General features: G+C 70.1%; 23 protein-coding genes and 3 tRNA genes. 8 read left to right on the top strand and 18 right to left on the bottom strand.

Translation table 11 applies throughout. The annotated features are described in order from the left end of the window. The first annotated feature begins 176 nt into the window (after positions 1-176). Positions 177-1,403: a pyridoxal phosphate-dependent aminotransferase gene (locus tag AB5J49_RS28515; protein WP_369171663.1), complete on the top strand. Its 1,227-nt coding sequence runs from the start codon at positions 177-179 to the stop codon at positions 1,401-1,403. 137 nt (positions 1,404-1,540) lie between these two features. Continuing rightward, positions 1,541-2,569: an adenosine deaminase gene (locus AB5J49_RS28510; protein ID WP_369171661.1), complete on the top strand. Its 1,029-nt coding sequence runs from the start codon at positions 1,541-1,543 to the stop codon at positions 2,567-2,569. Positions 2,570-2,618: 49 nt separating this feature from the next. Here the strand turns inward: AB5J49_RS28510 and AB5J49_RS28505 are convergent, their stop codons facing one another. Continuing rightward, positions 2,619-3,215: a TetR/AcrR family transcriptional regulator gene (locus tag AB5J49_RS28505; protein ID WP_369171660.1), complete on the bottom strand. Its 597-nt coding sequence runs from the start codon at positions 3,213-3,215 to the stop codon at positions 2,619-2,621. A 107-nt stretch (positions 3,216-3,322) separates the two neighbouring features. On the opposite strand from AB5J49_RS28505, the gene AB5J49_RS28500 reads away from it, so the two are divergent. Next, positions 3,323-3,955 carry an NAD(P)-dependent oxidoreductase gene (locus AB5J49_RS28500; RefSeq protein WP_369171659.1) on the top strand — a complete coding sequence of 211 codons (633 nt, stop codon included), beginning with the start codon at positions 3,323-3,325 and terminating at the stop codon, positions 3,953-3,955. A 56-nt stretch (positions 3,956-4,011) separates the two neighbouring features. Here AB5J49_RS28500 and AB5J49_RS28495 read toward each other — a convergent pair whose 3' ends face one another. The 9 genes from AB5J49_RS28495 to AB5J49_RS28455 form a co-directional block, all read right to left on the bottom strand. Continuing rightward, positions 4,012-5,067, bottom strand: a complete 1,056-nt coding sequence (locus AB5J49_RS28495; protein ID WP_369171658.1) for a UDP-N-acetylmuramate dehydrogenase — start codon at positions 5,065-5,067, stop codon at positions 4,012-4,014. Positions 5,068-5,153: 86 nt separating this feature from the next. Beyond that, on the bottom strand, positions 5,154-5,534 hold the full coding sequence (locus AB5J49_RS28490) for a DUF3291 domain-containing protein (RefSeq protein WP_369171656.1): 381 nt from the start codon (positions 5,532-5,534) through the stop codon (positions 5,154-5,156). 44 nt (positions 5,535-5,578) lie between these two features. Beyond that, on the bottom strand, positions 5,579-7,045 hold the full coding sequence (locus tag AB5J49_RS28485; RefSeq protein WP_369171655.1) for an MFS transporter: 1,467 nt from the start codon (positions 7,043-7,045) through the stop codon (positions 5,579-5,581). 135 nt (positions 7,046-7,180) lie between these two features. Continuing rightward, positions 7,181-7,744, bottom strand: coding sequence for a TetR/AcrR family transcriptional regulator (locus AB5J49_RS28480; protein ID WP_369171653.1), 564 nt, complete (start codon positions 7,742-7,744; stop codon positions 7,181-7,183). A gap of 148 nt (positions 7,745-7,892) precedes the next feature. Next, the gene (locus tag AB5J49_RS28475; protein WP_369171651.1) at positions 7,893-8,321 is read right to left on the bottom strand and encodes a MaoC family dehydratase; all 429 of its coding nucleotides are present in this window, start codon (positions 8,319-8,321) and stop codon (positions 7,893-7,895) included. Positions 8,322-8,324: 3 nt separating this feature from the next. Further along, a complete protein-coding gene (locus AB5J49_RS28470; RefSeq protein ID WP_369171650.1) occupies positions 8,325-8,789 on the bottom strand; it encodes a MaoC family dehydratase N-terminal domain-containing protein in 465 nt (154 codons plus the stop codon). A gap of 149 nt (positions 8,790-8,938) precedes the next feature. After that, the gene (gene rpmG / locus AB5J49_RS28465; protein WP_003948671.1) at positions 8,939-9,103 is read right to left on the bottom strand and encodes a 50S ribosomal protein L33; all 165 of its coding nucleotides are present in this window, start codon (positions 9,101-9,103) and stop codon (positions 8,939-8,941) included. 90 nt (positions 9,104-9,193) lie between these two features. Further along, positions 9,194-9,266, bottom strand: a tRNA-Met gene (locus AB5J49_RS28460). 46 nt (positions 9,267-9,312) lie between these two features. Next, positions 9,313-9,385: transfer RNA gene (locus tag AB5J49_RS28455), tRNA-Thr, on the bottom strand. Between the two features lie 286 nt (positions 9,386-9,671). Between AB5J49_RS28455 and AB5J49_RS28450 the strand changes: the two genes are divergently transcribed. The 3 genes from AB5J49_RS28450 (at position 9,672) to AB5J49_RS28440 (ending at position 12,169) form a co-directional block, all read left to right on the top strand. After that, positions 9,672-10,937 (top strand): hydrolase, encoded by a 1,266-nt coding sequence (locus tag AB5J49_RS28450; protein WP_369171648.1) that lies wholly within the window; start codon positions 9,672-9,674, stop codon positions 10,935-10,937. 192 nt (positions 10,938-11,129) lie between these two features. After that, positions 11,130-11,786: an SDR family oxidoreductase gene (locus AB5J49_RS28445; RefSeq protein WP_369171647.1), complete on the top strand. Its 657-nt coding sequence runs from the start codon at positions 11,130-11,132 to the stop codon at positions 11,784-11,786. Positions 11,787-11,836: 50 nt separating this feature from the next. After that, on the top strand, positions 11,837-12,169 hold the full coding sequence (locus AB5J49_RS28440; protein ID WP_369175291.1) for a nuclear transport factor 2 family protein: 333 nt from the start codon (positions 11,837-11,839) through the stop codon (positions 12,167-12,169). A 145-nt stretch (positions 12,170-12,314) separates the two neighbouring features. On the opposite strand, the gene AB5J49_RS28435 is transcribed toward AB5J49_RS28440, so the two are convergent. Together AB5J49_RS28435 and AB5J49_RS28430 are read right to left on the bottom strand one after the other, a co-directional pair. Then, positions 12,315-12,527, bottom strand: coding sequence for a hypothetical protein (locus AB5J49_RS28435; RefSeq protein WP_369171646.1), 213 nt, complete (start codon positions 12,525-12,527; stop codon positions 12,315-12,317). An 84-nt stretch (positions 12,528-12,611) separates the two neighbouring features. After that, a tRNA-Tyr gene (locus AB5J49_RS28430) sits at positions 12,612-12,693 on the bottom strand. Between the two features lie 234 nt (positions 12,694-12,927). Here AB5J49_RS28430 and AB5J49_RS28425 point away from each other — a divergent pair. Beyond that, positions 12,928-13,416: a YajQ family cyclic di-GMP-binding protein gene (locus AB5J49_RS28425; RefSeq protein ID WP_369171645.1), complete on the top strand. Its 489-nt coding sequence runs from the start codon at positions 12,928-12,930 to the stop codon at positions 13,414-13,416. A 123-nt stretch (positions 13,417-13,539) separates the two neighbouring features. On the opposite strand, the gene AB5J49_RS28420 is transcribed toward AB5J49_RS28425, so the two are convergent. Then, complete coding sequence (locus AB5J49_RS28420) at positions 13,540-13,806, bottom strand: GlsB/YeaQ/YmgE family stress response membrane protein (protein ID WP_274242149.1); 267 nt, start codon at positions 13,804-13,806, stop codon at positions 13,540-13,542. A 136-nt stretch (positions 13,807-13,942) separates the two neighbouring features. Between AB5J49_RS28420 and AB5J49_RS28415 the strand changes: the two genes are divergently transcribed. Beyond that, complete coding sequence (locus AB5J49_RS28415) at positions 13,943-15,217, top strand: APC family permease (RefSeq protein ID WP_369171644.1); 1,275 nt, start codon at positions 13,943-13,945, stop codon at positions 15,215-15,217. A 333-nt stretch (positions 15,218-15,550) separates the two neighbouring features. Here the strand turns inward: AB5J49_RS28415 and AB5J49_RS28410 are convergent, their stop codons facing one another. The 5 genes from AB5J49_RS28410 to AB5J49_RS28390 all read right to left on the bottom strand — a co-directional run bounded on the left by AB5J49_RS28410 (position 15,551) and on the right by AB5J49_RS28390 (position 20,801). Next, positions 15,551-16,117 carry an SMI1/KNR4 family protein gene (locus tag AB5J49_RS28410; RefSeq protein ID WP_369171643.1) on the bottom strand — a complete coding sequence of 189 codons (567 nt, stop codon included), beginning with the start codon at positions 16,115-16,117 and terminating at the stop codon, positions 15,551-15,553. Positions 16,118-16,215: 98 nt separating this feature from the next. Next, entirely contained in the window at positions 16,216-16,611 is a 396-nt protein-coding gene (locus AB5J49_RS28405; protein WP_369171642.1) for a YccF domain-containing protein, read from the bottom strand. Then, positions 16,608-17,468, bottom strand: a complete 861-nt coding sequence (gene htpX / locus AB5J49_RS28400) for a zinc metalloprotease HtpX (RefSeq protein ID WP_369171641.1) — start codon at positions 17,466-17,468, stop codon at positions 16,608-16,610. The genes AB5J49_RS28405 and htpX overlap by 4 nt, the downstream gene beginning before the upstream one ends. Positions 17,469-17,706: 238 nt before the next feature. After that, positions 17,707-19,230, bottom strand: a complete 1,524-nt coding sequence (locus tag AB5J49_RS28395; RefSeq protein ID WP_369171639.1) for an NADH-quinone oxidoreductase subunit N — start codon at positions 19,228-19,230, stop codon at positions 17,707-17,709. Continuing rightward, positions 19,227-20,801 carry an NADH-quinone oxidoreductase subunit M gene (locus AB5J49_RS28390; RefSeq protein ID WP_369171637.1) on the bottom strand — a complete coding sequence of 525 codons (1,575 nt, stop codon included), beginning with the start codon at positions 20,799-20,801 and terminating at the stop codon, positions 19,227-19,229. Before AB5J49_RS28390 ends, AB5J49_RS28395 begins: the two co-directional genes overlap by 4 nt. Positions 20,802-20,805 lie beyond the last annotated feature (4 nt).

Raw genomic sequence — 20,805 nt, 5'->3', positions numbered from 1 at the left:
CGTCGAACAGAAAGTGGCCGATGAGGGGTTGGGCGGCGGAAGATCGCCTGGGGATCGCCCGTACGACAACGCAAGATCGCCCTGGCCGCGCGCCCGATCCGGACGGTTGTTCAGCTGATGTTCAGTCCGTGAAACCCGCGTGCCGGGCACGTTTCCTGTCTGAAACGATGGGCCCCATGAGCCCTGCAACCCCTCCCACCGAGCGCCGGGTCTCCGCCCGAGTCGGCGCGATCTCCGAGTCCGCCACCCTCGCCGTGGACGCCAAGGCCAAGGCACTCAAGGCCGCCGGGCGTCCGGTGATCGGCTTCGGCGCCGGTGAGCCCGACTTCCCGACCCCGGACTACATCGTCGAGGCCGCCATCGAGGCCTGCAAGAACCCGAAGTACCACCGCTACACGCCGGCCGGCGGTCTGCCCGAGCTGAAGGCCGCGATCGCCGCGAAGACGCTGCGCGACTCCGGCTACGAGCCCGACGTCTCGCAGATCCTGGTCACCAATGGCGGCAAGCAGGCCATCTACGAGGCCTTCGCCGCGATCCTCGACCCGGGCGACGAGGTCATCGTGCCGGCCCCGTACTGGACGACGTACCCGGAGTCGATCCGTCTCGCGGGCGGTGTCCCGGTCGATGTCGTCGCCGACGAGACGACCGGTTACCGCGTCTCGGTCGAGCAGCTGGAGGCGGCTCGTACGGAGAAGACGAAGGTCGTCCTGTTCGTCTCCCCCTCGAACCCGACCGGCGCGGTCTACAGCGAGGCCGAGACCGAGGCGATCGGCCGCTGGGCCGTCGAGCACGGCCTGTGGGTGATGACGGACGAGATCTACGAGCACCTGGTCTACGGCGACGCGGTGTCCGTGTCGCTGCCCGCGGTCCTGCCGGAGCTGCGCGACAAGTGCATCGTGGTCAACGGTGTCGCCAAGACGTACGCCATGACGGGATGGCGGGTCGGCTGGATCATCGGCCCGAAGGACGTGGTGAAGGCCGCGACCAACCTCCAGTCGCACGCCACGTCGAACGTCTCGAACGTGGCCCAGGTGGCCGCTCTCGCCGCCGTCTCGGGCGACCTGGACGCGGTCGCGAAGATGCGCGAGGCCTTCGACCGCCGCCGCAAGACCATCGTGCGGATGCTCAACGAGGTCGATGGCGTGGTCTGCCCGGAGCCCGAGGGCGCCTTCTACGCGTACCCCTCGGTGAAGGCCCTCATCGGCAAGGAGATCCGCGGCAAGCGCCCGCAGGACTCGGTCGAGCTGGCCGCCCTCATCCTGGAGGAGGCCGAGGTCGCGGTGGTGCCGGGCGAGGCCTTCGGCACGCCGGGTTATCTGCGGCTGTCGTACGCGCTCGGTGACGAGGACCTCGTGGAGGGCGTGAGCCGGATCCAGAAGCTGCTGGCGGAGGCCAGGGACTGACCAGTTGCTCACGTGAGCAGCTGGTGGCGGGCCGTTCCCCTCGGGGAGCGGCCCGCTTCGTCGTTTGCGTGTGCGAGCAAGACCACGTTCGGGGAAACCGCTACCGGGGTGGGCGGGGCGTACGGCAGGATCCTGGGATGGAGCGTGTACGTGATGTCTCTGAGCTGCCGAAAGCCCATCTGCACCTGCACTTCACCGGCTCGATGCGGCCGGCGACCCTGCTGGAGCTGGCCGACAAGTACGGCGTGCGCCTGCCCGAGGCGCTGACCGACGCGCTGACCAGGGGAGAGTCGCCGAAGTTGCGGGCGACGGACGAGCGGGGCTGGTTCCGCTTCCAGCGCCTGTACGACGCGGCACGCTCGTGTCTGCGACAGCCGGAGGACATCCAGCGGCTGGTCAAGGAGGCCGCGGAGGAGGATCTGAAGGACGGCTCCGGCTGGCTGGAGATCCAGGTCGACCCCACGTCGTACGCGCCCCGGCTGGGCGGTCTGATCTCGGCGCTGGAGATCATCCTGGACGCGGTGGAGACGGCGTCGCGGGACACGGGTGTCGGGATGCGTGTCCTGGTCGCGGCGAACCGTATGAAGCACCCCCTGGACGCCCGCACCCTGGCGCGACTCGCGGTGCGGTACGCCGACCAGGGCGTGGTCGGATTCGGGCTGTCGAACGACGAACGCCGGGGCATGGCGCGGGACTTCGACCGTGCCTTCCACATCGCCCGCGAGGGCGGCCTGCTGTCTGCCCCGCACGGCGGCGAGCTGACGGGCCCCTCCTCGGTCCGTGACTGCCTGGACGACCTGGACGCGAACCGGATCGGCCACGGGGTGCGGGCGGCCGAGGACCCGCGCCTGCTGAAGCGCCTCGCCGACCGGGGCGTGACCTGCGAGGTGTGCCCCGCGTCGAACGTCGCCCTCGGTGTCTACGAGAAGCCCGAGGATGTCCCGCTGCGGACGCTGTACGAGGCCGGCGTCCCGATGGCCCTCGGCGCCGACGACCCGCTGCTCTTCGGCTCCCGCCTCGCCGCCCAGTACGACATCGCCCGCCACCACCACGCCTTCACGGACGAGGAACTGGCGGAACTGGCCCGGCAGTCGGTACGGGCTTCCGCGGCGCCGGAGGAAGTGAAGCGGAAGCTGTTGGCGGGGGTGGACGACTGGCTCGCCTGACCCGCCTCCCGACATCGTCGGCGATACCGGCGCAGTCTGCGTTACCGGGTCAGTCGGCGATACCGGCCAGCAGCGTACGGGCCAGCCGGGCGGCGAAGTCGTCCACCGGCGGCCGTACCGCCTCCTTCGTCGCGTCATAGGCGAACGCCCGCTGCGCGCAGGCCCCCATCAGCAGCGACGCCGCCGCGAACGTGTCCGTGCCCGTATTGACCCGCCCCAGCTCCTGCTCGGCCCGCAGGTATGTGTCGAGCTCCTGGATCGGCACGTGCGGGCCCGCCCCCATCTGCCGCATGACGTCGTCGTGCCGCTGCTTGAGCTGGGTCTGCGCATACAGCGACGCGGCGATCGGGAAGCTCTGTTCGTAGAACAGCGCCGCTTGGCGGGCGATCTCGGTGAGGTTCTCCTCGAGGGAGTTCCGGCCCGGCTCGGCGGCGAGGCTGCTGAGCAACGGGCGGAGCGGGGGAAGCCGCTCGGTGAGCACCCGGATGAACAGCTCCTCCTTGCTCTCGAAGTGCTTGTACAACGCCGCCTCGGAACACCCGGCCGCCCGCGCGATCTCCTTCGTCGTGGCCCGCGCCAGCCCGACCGTGAGCATCAGGTCGTGCGCGGCATCGAGCAGACGAAGGCGGGTCGGTCGGTTCTCCATGGCATGTCCAATCGCCCTTGACGGATGGGTGAGTACTTACTCACTCTAGAAGAGATTGAGGTGAGTGAATACTCACCCACCAGTTCATCCCTGATTCGGGAGGTCCCATGAAACTCACCGTCTTCGGCGCCACCGGAGGCACGGGCAAGGAGATCGTCCGCCAGGCCCTGGACGCAGGGCACCAGGTCACGGCAGTGGTGCGGGATCCGGCACGGTTCACCGTGACCGGCGAGCAACTGGAGGTGTTCAGCGCCGACCTGGCTGATCCGCAGGCCCTGCGCCCCGCCGTCGCCGGCCGGGACGCGGTGCTGTCCGGCCTCGGTGCCCGCAGCCGCAAGGACGCCGGCGTCGCGACGCGCCTGACGCGTACGGTGCTCGACGCCCTGGAGGCCGAGGGGGTGCGGCGGCTGGTCGTGGTGAGCGCTGCGCCGGTCGGTCCCGAGCCGGAGGGCGACGGGTTCCTCGACCGGACGATGCGCGGCATCGTCTCCTCGGTCCTCAAGGACATCTACGCCGATCTGCGGGAGATGGAGGCCGCGCTGGCTCGCAGCGCCACGGACTGGACGGCCGTACGGCCGCCGCGCCTGCAGGACAAACCGCTCACCGGCACGTACCGAAGGGTGGTGGGCGGGTTTCCACGCGGGGGCCGCTTCCTGGCGCGTGCCGATGTGGCGCACGCGATGCTGGGCTCGATCGGGGACCCGGCCACGGTGAAGCAAGGCGTGGGCGTCGCGTATTGAGGCCTGCCCGCAGGACCCGCCTTCAGGGCCCGCCTTCAGGGCCGCCGAGAGTCGGCCTACAGGCTCACGCCGACCGTCACCGGCTCGTTGACCAGTGTGATGCCGAAAGACTCGCGGACGCCGGCCACGACCTCGCGGGCGAGCGCGAGGAGGTCCTCGGTGGTCGCTCCACCCCGGTTGGTGAGGGCGAGGGTGTGCTTGGTGGAGATGCGGGCGGGGCCGGTGCCGTACCCCTTGGTGAAGCCCGACTTGTCGATGAGCCAGGCCGCGGAGGTCTTGGTGCGCCCCTCCCCCGCCGGGTACGCGGGGGGCTCCACGCCGTCGCCGAGGCGTTCGCGCACGCGTGCGTGGAACGCGGCGAACTGCTCGTCGGTGAGGATCGGGTTGGTGAAGAAGGAGCCGGCCGACCAGGTGTCGTGGTCCTCGGGGTCCAGGACCATGCCCTTGCCGGTACGCAGCTTCAGCACCGTCTCGCGCGCGGCGGCCAGCGGCACGCGGTCCCCGGCTTCGACGCCCAGGGCGCGGGCCGTCTCGGCGTACTTGATGGGGGCGGAGAGCCCATCCGCATCCTCCAGCTGGAAGCGGGCGCGCAGGACGACATAGCGCTCGGGGTCGGACTTGAAGCGGCTGTGGCGGTAGGAGAAGGCGCACTCGGCGTTCGGGATGAGGACGGTCTCGCCGGCCCGGCGGTCGTACGCGATCACCTCGGTGATCGTCGAGGAGACCTCCTGGCCGTACGCGCCGACGTTCTGAATCGGCGTGGCGCCCGCGGAGCCGGGGATTCCGGCGAGGCACTCGATCCCGGCGAGCCCGGCCTCGACGGTGCGGGCGACGGCGTCGGTCCACACCTCGCCGGCGGCCAGTTCGAGCGTGGTGCCGTCCAGCTCGACGCCCTTGGTGGCGATGACCAGCGCGGTGCCCGCGAAGCCCTTGTCTCCGATGACCAGGTTCGATCCGCCGCCGATGAGCAGCAGCGGGGTGCCGCCGGCATCGGCTTCGCGCACGACGTCGATCACCTCGGCGTCGGTCGTGGCGGTGACCAGGCGGGTGGCGGGGCCGCCCAGCCGGAAGGTGGTGAGGGGGGCGAGGGGGGCGTCGTGGAGTTCCTGCACGGGCTCAAGACTACGAGACGGCACTGACAGCCCCGGCACCCGTGCGCGGTGCCGGGGCGTAGGCGCGCACCACGCGCGCGTGCCGTTCAGGTCAGCCGCTGGGTCGCCTCTGTCCAGCCGAGCGGGAGTTCGTCGCTCGATGCCTGCCAGGTGGCGAACTTCGCGTCCCGCATCTGGGTGGACAGGCCCCGTGAGGTCGGAGCGTGGGTGCCCGAGCGGGCGAAGGCCTTGAGCGCCGCGGGCGACTCCCAGGCGGACAGCGTCCAGAAGGTCCGCTTGAACGGCTCGGCCTTCAAAGAGGCACCGTATGCTCCGGGCGCCCGGCTCACCTGCCGCCACACGCCCGGCGTACGGGCGAGGAAGCGGAGCGCTCCCCAAAGCGTGCGGGTCTCGAAGCGGGAGGCGAAGACGTGCACCTCGGTGTGGGGCGGGGCGGGGTTCGGCACGGTCCAGGGAAGGGTGGGCACGGCTGCTCCTCGTGGTCCGGGGTGTAGGCCAGTGGTCCGGGATGTCAGTGGGCGGCCATCTCCAGCACCGGCTCCGGTGCCTGCTCGGTCGGGTCCTCGGCCCGGTCCTGGCCATCGCGCCGCCGGGCCGGTATCAGCAGGGCCGCGACACCGGCGAGGGCCACCACCGCGGCGCCGGTGACCAGGGCGGGCCGCAGACCGTCGACGAAGCTCTGGCCGGTCTCGTAGCCGCCCTGCGCGGAGAAGATGGACCCCATGACCGCGATACCGAGCGCGCCGCCGACCTCACGCAGGGCGTTGTTGGCGCCGGACGCGATGCCCTGTTCCGAGGCGCGGACGCTGGACATGACCAGGTGGGAGGCCGGGGCGAAGAACAGGGCCATGCCGATGCCGCTGCTGATCAGGCCAGGCAGCTGGGCTGCATAAGAGACGTCGACGGCGACCACGGACGCCATGTAGGCGAGGCCGGCGGCCTGGAGGAACAGTCCGGTGGCGACGACGGGGCGGCTGCCGATGCGGTCGGCGAGGATGCCCGCGATCGGCGCGACGAGCATCGGCATACCGGTCCACGGCAGCATCCGCAGCCCCGCCTCGGTGGGCGAGTAGCCGAGCACGCCCTGCATGTACTGGCTGAGCAGGAAGATCGACCCGAACATGCCGAGGAACATCAGCATGCTCGCGGCGTTGATCCCGGAGAACGCCCGGGAGCGGAACAACCGCATCGGCAGCATCGGGTTCTTGGCGCGCGTGCTGTAGAGGACGAACCCGACAAGCAACGTGCCTCCGGCGAACAGGCCGGTCAGGACCAGCGAGCCGGTCCAGCCGTCGGCGGGTCCTCGGACCAGGCCGTACACGATCCCGAACAGGCCGCCGCTGGCGAGCAGCGTGCCGGGGATGTCGAGCGGTGCCCCGGTGCCGTACGACTCGGCGAGGCGCAGGCGGGCGAGCGGCAGCAGGGCGAAGCCCAGCGGAACGTTCAGCCAGAAGATCCACTGCCAGGAGATGTGCTCGGTGAGGCTGCCGCCGATGAGCGGTCCGGACGCGATCGCGAGCCCGTTGACGGCACCCCAGATGCCGTACGCCATCCCGCGCTTGGCCACGGGCACGGCCGCCGTCAGCAGGGTCAGCGTGAGCGGCATCATGATCGCCGCGCCGGCGCCCTGCACCGCTCGGGCGGCGATGAGGGAGTCGATGCCGGGCGCGAGGGCCGCGGCGGCGGATGCGCCGGTGAAGATCGTGATGCCGACGAGGAAGAGCCGGCGCCTACCGAAGCGGTCGCCTAGCGCCGCACCGAACATCAGCAGTACGGCGAAGGTGAGTGTGTACGCACTCACCGTCCACTCCAGGTCGTGCAGCCCTCCGCCCAGGTCCTCGCGGATGGAGGGCAGTGCGGTGGTGACGACGAGGTTGTCGAGGGCTGCCATGAACCCGGCGACGCTCGTGATGACGAGGGCCCAGGCGGCTCCGCCCCCGCGTCCTGTCCGCGCGTTCTGTTCGGTCTGCTGTGACATCGCTCCCCCAGAGATGATGCGTTCCGGTTGCTGTTGGTGTTGGTGTTGATGTTGATGCGGAGAGTGCTCGAGATAGTTATTGATCACTAACTTTTGAGCTCATGAAGAAACAGGGCGAGCCTCGCCCCCCTCCCCCTACGACGACCCCTCAGCCCCCTCCGGCGGGCCCATCCCCGCCCAGACACGGTGCTCGGGCGGAAAACCCATGGCTACCAGGCAGTTGATGAGCATGCCGTACGCCATGAAGGACGTCGTCCCGTCGACGTCCGCACCCAGCGGGATATGGACGGTGTCCCACAGCCGCATCCAGCCGGCGCGCACGACCTCGCCGAACTCGTGGTCACCCTCCTGCTCGGCGGCCGCCACGGCGAGGTACATCTGCATCTGCATCATCAGCCGCTCGGGCTGTTCCGAGACGACCTTCCGGTACGCGTCACCCATGGCATGCAGGGCCTCTTCGCCCTCCAGCCCCTCGGAGGCTTCCTCGAACATCCGGGTGGTGTCCTCCACGCAGCGCTCGGCCGCCGCCAGGAAGATCGCCTTCTTGCCCGGGAAGAGCCGGAAGAGATACGGCTGCGAGACACCGACCCGCTTGGCGATCGCCTCGGTCGACGTGCCGTAGTACCCCCCGCGGGCGAACTCGGTCGTCGCCGCGCGGATGACACTCTCGCGCCTCTCTTCTGCGCTCATCCTGACCATGAGTCGAAGTTAGTACTCAATCACTAACTAAGTCAAGGAGCCGGGGCTGCCGCGAACGACTCTGGGCTGCTGCGAAACAAGTAAGGGGCGCCCCACCATGGAGAACGCCCCTTACCTCACGGCACGCGCGTGCCGGTCACTTCGACATTCACGCCAGCTGTACGACCGCCCGCGACATCCCGAGCACCTTCTGGCCGGCGCTCTTCACGGTCAGGTCCACGCGGACCTTGTTGTCGTCGAGCTTGGCCGCGACCTTGCCGCTGACCTCGATCGTGGCACCCTGGTCGTCGTTCGGCACGACGACGGGCCTGGTGAAGCGGACCCCGTACTCGACGACCGCGGCCGGGTCCCCGGTCCAGTCGGTGACCACACGGATCGCCTCGGCCATGGTGAACATGCCGTGCGCGATGACGTCGGGCAGCCCGACCTCCTTGGCGAACTTCTCGTTCCAGTGGATCGGGTTGAAGTCACCGGAGGCGCCCGCGTACTGGACGAGCGTGGCGCGCGTCACGGGAAAGGTCTGGGCGGGCAGTTCGACGCCGACCTCGACGTCGCCGTACGCAATCTTCGCCGTCATCGGTCAGGCCCCCTCGTCTTCGGAGTCCGCCCCACGGGCGACGAGCTTCGTCCAGGCGGTCACGACGTGCTCCCCCGCCTCGTCGTGGACCTCACCGCGGATGTCCAGGATCTCGTTGCCCGCCATGGACTTGATCGCCTCGATGGTCGAGGTGACGGTCAGCCGGTCGCCTGCGCGCACCGGACGGGTGTACGCGAACTTCTGGTCGCCGTGCACCACCCGGCTGTAGTCCAGGCCCAGCTGGGGATCGGCGATGACCTGTCCCGCGGCCTTGAAGCTGATCGCGAAGACGAAGGTCGGCGGGGCGATCACGTCGGAGTGGCCGAGCGCCTTGGCGGCCTCCGGGTCCAGGTACGCCGGGTTGGTGTCCCCCACGGCCTCCGCGAACTCACGGATCTTCTCCCGCCCCACCTCATAGGGGTCGGTGGGCGGGTAGCTCCGCCCCACGAAGGACTGGTCGAGCGCCATGGCTCGGCACCTCCTGCTGTCTGCTGCGGTTGGCCTGCTGGTTCGCCTGGCCGATCCGCCATGAGTCGGCCGGAACCGGCCGGTAACCGGGATGGAAACGACGCGAGGCCGCCCCCAACTGCGGGGGCGGCCTCGTGTACGAGCCTGATTTATCGCGTTTCGCGGTGCGCGGTGTGCGCGTTGCAACGCGGGCAGTGCTTCTTCATCTCAAGGCGATCCGGGTTGTTACGCCGGTTCTTCTTGGTGATGTAGTTCCGCTCCTTGCACTCCACGCAGGCCAGCGTGATCTTCGGGCGGACGTCGGTGGCAGCCACGTGAGTGCTCCTTGACGAACGGATGGGACAGGTTTAATGCATAAAAGAGTAGCCGATCGAAGGACCGACCCCACAATCGGCTACTGTCAGTAGCGGTGACCGGACTTGAACCGGTGACACAGCGATTATGAGCCGCTTGCTCTACCGACTGAGCTACACCGCTGTGATGCGATCGGCTCCCGCCTCGCGGCGGGAACCTTTCACACCAGAGCCCCAATACGGAATCGAACCGTAGACCTTCTCCTTACCATGGAGACGCTCTACCGACTGAGCTATTGGGGCGAGCGATGAAGACATTACACGCTCGGCTGCCGTTCACCCAAATCCGTTTCGCGACCTCTCCCTGCGGCCGATCGGCTGACCGCACAGACGCCTCGCAGGCCACTGCGGCACCGCGGACGGGGCTCCCGTTCGACGGGCCACACCGGTACGACTATTGCGCTCCTGCACGCCAGTGCAGGATCACCACCCTAGGCTCGTCTCACTCTGCGTGATCTTGCGTGCCCGGCGCAGTACCCAGCACCGTTCCCGCAGCCCCCGATGCGCAGCCCCGAGCCCCTGGAACGCGATGCCCGAGAGTCAGTCCCAGCCGCCCCACTCGTCGTCCTCGTCGGGTTCGTCCGGCCCGACCGACCCGGGTGCTCTGCTGCTGTGCGGGGCGCGGCTCACCGACGGCCGGACCGTGGACGTACGGCTGGGCGGTGGGCGCATCGAGGCGGTCGGCACGGCCGGGAGCCTGGCGGCGGGCGACACGCGCGCGTGCGGCGCTCGCGTGGACCTCGGCGGCTATCTGCTCCTGCCGGCCCCGGCCGAAGCGCACGCCCACGGCGACACCGCGCTCTCCGCCGACGAGGGCGGGCCGGTCTCCTACGACCCCCAGGACGTCCAGCGCCGGGCCACCGAGGCCGCCCTGCTCCAGCTCGGGCACGGGGCGACCGCGCTACGGGCACACGTGCGCGTGGGCGACGTTCAGGGGCTGGGCGCACTGGCCGCCGTACTGCAGGCCCGGCGTTCGCTGCGCGGGCTCACCGAGTTGACGACGGTGGCGATGCCGCGGCTGCTGACCGGGGCGGCGGGGGCCGAGGGGCTCGCGATGCTGCGGGACGCGCTGAAGATGGGCGCGAACGTCGTCGGCGGCTGCCCCGACCTGGACCCGGATCCGACGGGTTACGTGGAAGCGGTCCTGGAGGTCGCCTCCGAGCACGGCTGCCCCGTCGACCTGCACACCGACGCCACCGACCCGGCCCGCCTGGCCCGCCTCGCCGCGATGGCCGGCGGGCTGCGCCCCGGCGTGACGCTCGGCCCGTGCGGCGGCCTGGGGCGCCTGCCGGCCCAGCTGGCCTCCCGCACCGCGGACCAGCTCGCGGCGGCCGGGGTGACGGTGGTGTGCCTGCCGCAGGGCGGCTGCGGGGGCGCGGAGCGGCGGGCCACGGCGCCCGTACGACTGCTGCGCGCGGCCGGCGTACGGCTCGCGGCCGGAAGCGGCGCCCTGCGGGACGTGTCGAACCCGGTGGGCCGCGGCGACCCGCTGGAGGCCGCCTATCTGCTGTCCTCGCGCCACGGACTGCGACCCGAAGACGCGTACGACGCCGTGAGCGTGTCGGCGCGTGCCGTGCTGGGCCTGCCCGAGGTACGGGTGGAGGCGGGATTCCCGGCCGAGTTGCTCGCGGTGCGGGGGGACCGGCTGGCGGGGGCGCTGTCGCTGGCGTACAGCCGCATCGTGGTGCACCGGGGGCGCGTGGTGGCGCGGACGAGCGCGGTGCGGGAGTACTGCAACTCGGCCGTGGCGGCGGAGTTGGGATTGCCGCGGCAAGGGCGGGGGGAGGTGTCGTGAGGCGCGTGGGCACATGTGCTTGACGCGCGTGCTTGAGCCCAGTGGAGGGGCAGGGAGCGGGTTGGCGCGCGTAGGGATACGCCGGCCGGCTCGTGCGCCCCGCGTCTGTGCGTAAGGTGCGCGTCTGTGGGGATGTGAGGCGTGGCTGAAGTCGTGCGGCGGATGCGGCCATCCGGGCGTACGGTCGGAAACATGCGCATTGTCATTGCTGGTGGTCATGGTCAGATCGCGCTGCGGCTGGAGCAGCTGCTCGCCGCGCGTGGGGACGAGGTCGCGGGGATCATTCGCAAGGCCGAACAGGGTGACGACCTGCGGGAGGCCGGTGCCGAACCCCTCCTGCTGGACCTGGAGTCAGCCTCGGTCGAGGAGGTCGCGGAACATCTGCAAGGCGCGGACGCGGCGGTCTTCGCGGCCGGCGCCGGTTCGGGCAGCGGAGCGGGCCGCAAGAACACGGTGGACAAGGGCGCGGCGATCCTGTTCGCGGACGCGGCGGTCCGGGCAGGCGTACGGCGCTTCGTGGTCGTGTCGTCGATGGGCGCCGACCCGAAGCACGAGGGCGACGAGGTCTTCGACGTCTACCTGCGCGCCAAGGGCGAGGCCGACGAGTACGTCCGTGGTCTGGACGCCCTGGACTGGACGATCCTGCGCCCCGGCATGCTGACGAACGACGCCGGAACCGGCCTGGTACGCCTGGAGGCCCACACGGGCCGCGGCCCGATCCCGCGCGACGACGTGGCCGCCGCACTCGCGGAGTTGCTCGACACCCCGGCGACGGCCGGCCTGACGCTGGAACTGATCAGCGGGTCGGCTCCGGTGTCGGTGGCGGTGAAGTCGGTGGCGGGGAACTGAAGTTGGGCCCGGAGGGGATTTCGGCCGCGCAGGAGGCACTGTTGCGGCGCATGTACGAGGTCTTCTCGACGGACGAGCGAGAGGCCTTCATGCAACGGTGCCTCGCGCCCGACGTGGACTGGCCGAACGTCCTGGACGGAGTCCGGCTCCATGGCCGCGAGGCGGTACGCGCCTACTGGGCCCGGCAGTTCGCCGCCGGGCATCCCCTCGTACGGCTGGAGGGGCTGCGCCCGGCCGAGGACGGCACGGCCGTGGTGGCGACCGTGCGGCCCGGGATGCGTGACGCGTCGGGCGATCGGTGGGCGCAGGAGACGGTCGAGCACGTGTACCGGTTCGACGCGGAGGGGCTGGTGGCGCGGATGGATGTGCGGGCCGGCGCCTAGGGGCTGGTGCCTAGGGGGCGGGGCTGGGGGGTGGGGCTGGGGGCCTGATGGGGATCGGCGGAGCCCGGTCGAGCTTTCGGGCTCCCTGGGGCCCCGGTGGGACTCGGTGGGGCCCGGTGAGACTCGGTGGGGCCCGGTGGGGCTTTCAGAACAGCGGCAGCTGCCCGGGGAACTCAGGTACGACGTACCCGTCCAATGCGGGCTGGGCAGCGCCCAGTTGCGCCGACCGTCGCGATCCGGGACACGACACGAGTTCCCCGTTCTCCCGTGCGCCGGGCGGATCGTGCCGGGCGAACCGACCGGCGACCACGGCGATCTCACGACGGCACTCGGGGCAACTTCTGCGACGCATGGCCATGCAGTCAGTGTGCCCTGGGCGTGACCCGGGAACGCGAAAGCCCCTCCGCTCTACGTTTCCGCAGATCGGAGGGGCTTTCAAGGGTGGCGGCGCCAGGATTCGAACCTGGGAAGGCTGAGCCGGCAGATTTACAGTCTGCTCCCTTTGGCCGCTCGGGCACACCGCCGGGTTTGCTGCCGTTCGAACCGCTTTTTGGCGGTGCTCCCTGGCAACGACGTAAACAATACCCGATGGGTAGGGGTGCTTCGCCACCCGATTGATCGCCGCCCGGGGGACGAGGGGTGGCTAGGCTTGTCCGGACGCGGTCCGGGCCTGCCCCGGCTCGGCGGCCACCCCCACGCCCGCCGATACGCACGCCATACGCACGCCATACGCACCCCGATACAAGGAGCCACAGGACATGGCCGACTCCAGTTTCGACATCGTCTCGAAGGTCGAGCGGCAGGAGGTCGACAACGCCCTCAACCAGGCCGCCAAGGAGATCTCGCAGCGCTACGACTTCAAGGGCGTGGGTGCCTCGATCTCGTGGTCCGGTGAAAAGATCCTGATGGAGGCGAACTCCGAGGACCGGGTGAACGCTGTCCTCGATGTCTTCCAGTCCAAGCTGATCAAGCGCGGGATCTCGCTGAAGGCCCTGGACGCGGGCGAGCCCCAGCTCTCGGGCAAGGAGTACAAGATCTTCGCGTCGATCGAGGAGGGCATCTCCCAGGAGAACGCGAAGAAGGTGGCGAAGATCATTCGCGATGAGGGCCCGAAGGGCGTCAAGGCGCAGGTACAGGGCGACGAGCTGCGCGTCAGCTCGAAGAGCCGCGACGACCTGCAGGCCGTGATCGCCCTCCTCAAGGGCCATGACTTCGACTTCGCGCTGCAGTTCGTGAACTACCGGTGAGCTGCTGATCCGAGCCGGCTACAGCTCCGGCTCCGGCTGCGACGTCGTACGAGGAAGGGTGGGCACCCGGCGGTGCCCACCCTTCTCGCCTGCCGGCTGCGGTCGGGGATGTGCGTGCCTCGCTCAGCTGCGCGAGTGGCCGAACAGGATGCGGTAGGCGATCAGGAGCACGAGGGAGCCACCGATCGCGGCGGCCCAGGTGGCGCCGTCGTAGAAGTCCTTGGTGATCGGGTGGTCCAGCCAGCGGGCCGAGATCCAGCCACCGATGAACGCGCCCGCGACGCCGATGACAGTGGTGCCGATGAAGCCGCCGGGGTCGCGGCCCGGCAGCAGGAACTTGGCGATGGCCCCGGCCAACAGCCCCAGAATGATCCAGCTGATGATCGTCATGCCGTGAACCTGCCCCTCCGCCCTGTGCCTGCACTTTCCCGGCACTGTGATTTCGGGCGCGCTTGTTCGTGCTCTGTTGATGAAGAAGACGTCACGGCGGCACCCCTCGGTTGCAGCGATCAGTAGGGTTCCGGCCATGACGCAGTCCAGCTCCGACTCCTCCGAGCTGCGGCGGACCCTGGGGGTCGGGGACGCCGTGGTCATCGGGCTCGGCTCGATGGTCGGGGCCGGGATCTTCGCCGCGCTCGGGCCCGCGGCGGGCGCGGCCGGGTCCGGGCTGCTGCTCGGACTCGCGATCGCGGCCGTGGTGGCCTACTGCAACGCCACGTCGTCGGCACGACTGGCCGCCCTGTATCCGGCCTCGGGCGGCACATATGTCTACGGGCGCGAACGGCTCGGGGAGTTCTGGGGGTATCTCGCGGGCTGGTCGTTCGTGGTCGGTAAGACGGCCTCCTGTGCGGCGATGGCGCTCACTGTGGGCACGTACGTCTGGCCGGGGCAGGCGCACGCGGTGGCGGTCGCTGCCGTGGTGGCGCTGACCGCGGTGAACTACGGCGGCGTCCAGAAGTCCGCCTGGCTGACGCGGGCGATCGTGGCGGTGGTTCTGGCTGTCCTCGCTTGTGTGGTCGTCGTGTGTCTGGGGTCCGGGGAGTCCGATGCCGGGCGTCTGGACGTCGGGGCCTCGGGCGGTGTGGGCGGGGTGCTGCAGGCGGCGGGGCTGTTGTTCTTCGCGTTCGCCGGGTACGCGCGGATCGCGACCCTCGGCGAAGAGGTGCGGGACCCGGCGCGCACCATCCCCCGGGCGATTCCGCTGGCCCTGGGCATCGCGCTGGCCGTGTACGCGTGTGTGGCGGTGGCAGTCCTTTCCGTCCTGGGGTCGGATGGCCTGGGGCAGGCGGGCGCGCCGCTGGCCGACGCGGTGCGGGCGGCCGGGGCACCGGGACTCGTGCCCGTGGTACGGGTGGGCGCGGCCGTCGCCGCGTTGGGCTCGCTGCTCGCCCTGATCCTGGGCGTCTCCCGGACCACACTGGCCATGGCCCGCGACCGGCATCTGCCCGGCGCCCTGGCAACCGTGCATCCGCGCTTCCAGGTTCCGCATCGGGCCGAACTGGCCGTGGGGGCAGTGGTAGCGGTCCTGGCCGCCACGGTGGACGTGCGGGACACGATCGGGTTCTCCTCCTTCGGTGTGCTGGCGTACTACGCGGTGGCCAACGCTTCGGCCTGGACTCTCGACTCGGCGCCGACTGCGCGGGTCGTGCCGGTGGTGGGACTTCTCGGGTGCGCGGTGCTGGCGTTCTCGCTGCCGGGGGTTTCGGTTGTGGTCGGTGCGGGTGTGCTGGCGGTGGGGGTGCTCGCGTATGGCGTACGGCGGTGGATGGCGGGGCAGCGGTCGGGTGCCCCGGGAAGGTAGGCCGACGCACGCCTACGTGTCGCTTGGGTGGGGGCAGGTTGGGGCAGGTCGTCCAGCTGGCGCGCCTTGAGAGTTGCGGGACCGGGCGGGCGGTGCCGCCGAACCACGCGGCATGACCCGGTCCGCTCAGCCGGCCGTCGGGGACCGGTCGAAGACCGTCGATCCGCTTGATGCCGATCAGGTCGTTCGGTGCGCTCGGCCCCTCAGATCACTCAACGCACTCAACGCGCTCGGCACCTCAGGTCACTTGACACGCTGACGGACTCGCAGACTCTGTTGTCGATGCGCTCAACGGCCCGTCTGTCCACTCGCCGACCGGCGGTCCGCGCACCCTCAGGACTCCTGTGCCGCCGTCGTCCGTATGCGGAAGTCGGCCCAAGGGGCCATTTCCATCCCCTCGTTCATCTCCATGTACCAGCCCGTGCCCTCGCCCCAGGCGCGCAGCCAGTCCGTGAGGCTCGGGGCGTCCACGTACCACGCCTGGTCGGCGTCGTCGGCGTTCGGTTCGAAGAGCAGGACGGGGGACTGAGGGTTGCGGCAGTCCACGCACGCGTACATCCCGCAGCCCCAGTGGGATATCGGCAGGACGCCTTCGGGCCAGGGCCAGTCGGGGTCCTCGCGGGCACTCTCGCGGTTGGTGAGGTACTGCGTGACGGCGGCGGGCTCGCCGGCCGGAGGGTTGTCGAGCAGGGGCAACAGGCCGTACTCGGGGCCGAATCCGCCGTCTCCTATGCTCAGGTAGAGGTCGGCGAGCAGCGGGGGCAGACGGAAGCCGAGGGCGGCCTCGGCTCGGGCCAGGGTCGTCGAGTCCACGGGCTCGGGGAGCGAAGGCCAGCCCCACGGGCGGGTGTTGCGTGCCTTGTCCGCGACCCTCGTCAGCAACTGCTCGATCTCGGTCATGCGTTCATGATGCAAGCCGCCACTGACAATCGGTCCGGCCTGTGGACAACCGCCGGGTTGTGGATAAACCGGCGGTCACCACACCCCGCCCGCTGCCTCTACCAGCGCGACGCGAACGGCTGGTCCGTCGACACGATTTCGCGACCCAGCGGGAACAGCGACACCGGGATCAGCTTGAAGTTGGCGATGCCGAACGGGATGCCGATGATCGTGACGCACAGGGCAAGGCCGGTGACGATGTGACCGATGGCCAGCCACCAGCCCGCGAGGACCAGCCACAGGACGTTGCCGACGCAGGAAGGGGCTCCGGCGTCGCGGCGCTCGACCGTGGTGTATCCGAAGGGCCACAGGGCGTAGACGCCGATACGGAAGGCCGCGATGCCGAACGGGATGCCGATGACGGTGATGCACAGCAGTAGGCCCGCGACCAAGTAGCCGAGGAACAGCCAGAAGCCGCTCAGGACGAGCCAGATGACGTTCAGGATGGTTTTCACGGGTGGCCTGCCATCTTCTCGAGCCGGGCGATGCGCTCCGACATCGGCGGGTGCGTAGAGAACATCTTGGAGAACCCCTGGCCTGGGCGGAAGGGGTTCGCGATCATCATGTGACTGGCGGTCTCGATACGGGGCTCGGGGGGCAGCGGGAGCTGCTTCGTGCCGTGCTCGAGCTTGCGCAGGGCGCTGGCGAGGGCGAGTGGATCGCCGGTGAGCTGGGCGCCGGACGCGTCGGCCTCGTACTCCCTGGACCGGCTGATGGCCAGCTGGATGAGCGAGGCGGCGAGCGGGCCCAGGATCATGATCAGCAGCATGCCGAGGAGGCCGGGGCCGTCGTCGTCATCGGAACGGCCGATCGGGATCAGCCAGGCGAAGTTGACCAGGAACATGATTACCGAGGCGAGCGCGCCGGCGACCGACGAGATCAGGATGTCGCGGTTGTAGACGTGGCTGAGCTCGTGGCCGATGACGCCGCGCAGTTCGCGCTCGTCGAGGATGCGCAGGATGCCTTCGGTGCAGCACACGGCGGCATTGCGCGGGTTGCGGCCCGTCGCGAACGCGTTCGGCGCCTCCGTCGGGGAGATGTAGAGGCGGGGCATGGGCTGGCGGGCCTGGGTGGAGAGCTCCCGGACCATGCGGTACAGCCCCGGTGCCTCGAACTCGCTGACCGGGCGGGCACGCATCGCGCGTAGCGCCAGCTTGTCGCTGTTCCAGTACGCGTACGCGTTCGTGCCCAGGGCGATCAGGACCGCGACGACGAGCCCCATGCGGCCGAAGAAACTGCCGATGACGATGATGAGTGCGGACAGTCCCCCGAGGAGTACTGCTGTCCTGAGCCCGTTGTGCCGGCGGTGCACGGTACGCCCTCCAAGTGGTGCGGCAGGGGAACCCTTTGCTGCTTGATCTCCGATGCCACTGGTGCCGTGGTGACACGTCCAGTGGACCCTTCCGTACTGGTCAACGCCAGGCGAGGGCCACGGGTTCCCTGGTGCGCGGGGCGGCGGGCGTGCGCCGTCCGGGTGAGGGCGCCGGAGCGCGGCTACACGCGCGTGGGAGTCGAGTGCCCCACGCGCGCGTACGGAAGTGCGCCAGGGCTCAGAAGAGCCCGGTGTCGGCGAAGCGCAGGATCAGCTGAGGGGCTCCCGACAGGGCGATGCCGACGACGCCGGTGAGGGCCATCGTGGCGGTCACGGGCGCGGGGACGAGGTGCTTGACGGGCTCGCCTTCGGGCGCGCGGAACAGCAGGGCCGTCCACTGGAGGTAGTAGAACAGCGCGATCACGACGTTGACGGCCATGACGACGGCCAGCCAGCCGAGGCCCGCGTCGACGGCGGCGGAGAAGACGGTGACCTTGGCGAAGAGGCCGATGATGCCCGGCGGCAGCCCGGCGAGGCAGAGCAGGAAGAAGGCCAGGATCAGGGCGGACAGGGGATTTCGCGCGTACAGGCCGCGGTAGTCGCTGAGGCGGTTGAGGGGCTTCGTACGGCCGACGAGGGCGGCCACCGCGAAGGCGCCGAGGTTCACCGCGGCGTACATGAGGGCGTAGGCGACGGTGGAGCCGATGGATCGCTCGCCGTCGTCAGAGTACGCGGCGGCCGCGATCGGCACCAGGAGGTAGCCGGCCTGGCCGACGGAGGACCAGGCGAGCAGGCGTACCGCGCTGTACGCGCGCGTGGCCTGCTGGCGCAGGGCGCCGACGTTGCCGACGGTCATGGTGAGGGCGGCGAGCGCCGCGAGGGCCGGGCCCCAGACGTCGGCGTACGACGGGAGGGCGACGACTGTGACGAGGATCAGGCCGGTGAAGCCGACCGCCTTGCCGACGACCGACAGGTAGGCGGCGACCGGCAGGGGCGCTCCCACGTAGGTGTCCGGCACCCAGAAATGGAAGGGCACGCCCGCCGTCTTGAAGGCGAAGCCGACCAGGGTGAGGACGACTCCGGCCTGGGTGAGGGTCTGGAGCTGTCCGTCGACGTTCTGGATGCGGTCGGCGATCTGGGTGAGGTAGAGGGTCCCCGTGGAGGCGTAGACGAAGCTGATGCCCATGAGGCTGACGGCGGTCGCGGTGACCGAGGACAGGAAGAACTTCAGGGCCGCTTCGGAGGACTTGCGGTCGCCGTGGCGCAGGCCGACCAGCGCGAATGCGGGGAGCGAGGCGACCTCGAGGGCGACGATGAGGGTCGCGAGGTCTCGGGACGCCGGCAGCAGGGCGGCTCCGGCGGCGGAGGAGAGCAGCAGGAACCAGAACTCCCCTTCGGGGAGTCCCTTGTCGGCGTCCTTGAGGGCGGTGACCGACAGGAGGGCCGCGAGGAGGGCGCCGCCGAGGACCAGGAACTGGATGACGAGGGTGAACCGGTCGGCCGTATAGCTGCAGACGTCGGGGGCGCCGGTGAGGCAGAAGGTGGCTCGGTCACCGTCGAGGAGGGGCAGCAGGAGGAACGCGGAGGCGGCCAGGCCGCCCACGGATGTCCAGCCGAGCAAGGCCTTCTTGTTCTCCGCCACGAACAGGTCGGCGACGAGGACGACGAGTCCGACGACCGCCGCGATGGTGGGCGGCGCGATGGCGAGCCAGTCGACGGACTGGACCACCGACTCGGCCAGGGGCTGGGCAAGGGAGCTCATCGGGTGCCTCCTGCGAGCAGCTGCTGCACGGCCGGGTCGGTCAGGCCGAGGAGGGTCTTCGGCCACAGTCCGGCGACGACGGTGAGGGCGACGAGCGGGGTCCAGGCCGCGAACTCGTACATCTGGACGTCGGCGAGCTTCGGAGCGTCCTGCGGTGCGGCGCCCATGCAGACTCGGCGGACCACGACGAGCAGGTACGCGGCCGTGAGCAGCGTGCCGAAGGCGCCGATCGCCATGAAGGTGAGGAAGGCCGGGCGGCTGAGCTCAGCGGCGGGCTCGAACGCGCCGAACAGGGCGAGCATCTCGCCCCAGAACCCGGCGAGGCCCGGCAGTCCGAGGGAGGCGACCGCGGCGAACGCGAGCAGGCCGCCGAGGCGTGGGGCCTTGCCGTAGAGCGCGGCGCCGGTCTGTTCGGCGAGGGCGTCGAGGTCGGTGGTCCCCGTGCGGTCCTTCAGCGCGCCGACCAGGAAGAAGAGCAGGCCGGTGATGAGGCCGTGGGCGACGTTGGCGAACAGGGCGCCGTTCACGCCGGTCGGGGTCATCGTCGCGATGCCGAGCAGCACGAAGCCCATGTGGCCGACGGAGGAGTAGGCGATGAGGCGTTTGAGGTCGCCCTTCGCGCCCTGCTTGGCGAGGGCCAGACAGGCCAGGGATCCGTAGATGATTCCGACGACGGCGAACGCGGCGAGGTACGGCGCGAAGTCGGCGAAGCCGTCCGGGGCGATCGGAAGAAGGATTCGGACGAAACCGTACGTACCCATCTTCAGCAGGACGCCGGCCAGCAGGACCGAACCGACGGTCGGCGCGGCGGTGTGAGCATCGGGCAGCCAGCTGTGCAGCGGCCACATCGGTGTCTTGACCGCGAGCCCGATCCCGATCGCCAAAACGGCGATGACCTGCACGGATGTGGTCAGCGACCGGCCGTTGTCAGTGGCGAGTGCCACCATGTCGAATGTGCCCGCCTTGATTCCGATCAGGAGCAGGCCGAGCAGCATGACCACGGAGCCGAGCAGCGTGAAGAGGATGAACTTCCAGGCGGCCTCGGCCCGGCCCTCGCCGCCCCAGCGGGCGATGAGGAAGTACATCGGGATGAGGACCATCTCGAAGGCGAGGAAGAAGAGGAGCAGGTCGAGGACGGCGAAGCTGGCGAGGGTGCCGGACTCCAGGACGAGCAGCAGTGCGACGAATGCCTTCGGGGTCGGGCCCGAGGGCAGCTTGAAGTACGAGTAGAGCGCGCAGAGGAAGGTCAGCAGCGCGGTCAGTACTAGAAGGGGGAGGGAGATGCCGTCGATGCCGAGGTGGATGCGCACGTCGAGTGCGGGGATCCAGCTGATGTCCGTGCTGGCCTGCATCCTCGACGGCTGGTCGTGGTCGAAGCCGAGCGCGAGGACGATCGCGGCGATGAGGACCGCGCCGGTGACGGTCACACCGTGCCGCAGCACCGCCTGGTCGGGCGACTTCCCTTTCAGCCCGGGCGGGGCCGGCAGGAGAGCGGCAACCGCGCCGAGGAGCGGGCCGACGACCACGAACGCCAGAAGGAACTGCATCACGGACTCGCTGATATCGATCACGCCT

The organism is Streptomyces sp. R28, assembly GCF_041052385.1.
In the GTDB taxonomy this organism is placed as follows: domain Bacteria; phylum Actinomycetota; class Actinomycetes; order Streptomycetales; family Streptomycetaceae; genus Streptomyces.
The sequence above is the reverse complement of the archived record's forward strand: the minus strand, read 5'-3'. Positions and strand labels throughout refer to the sequence as shown.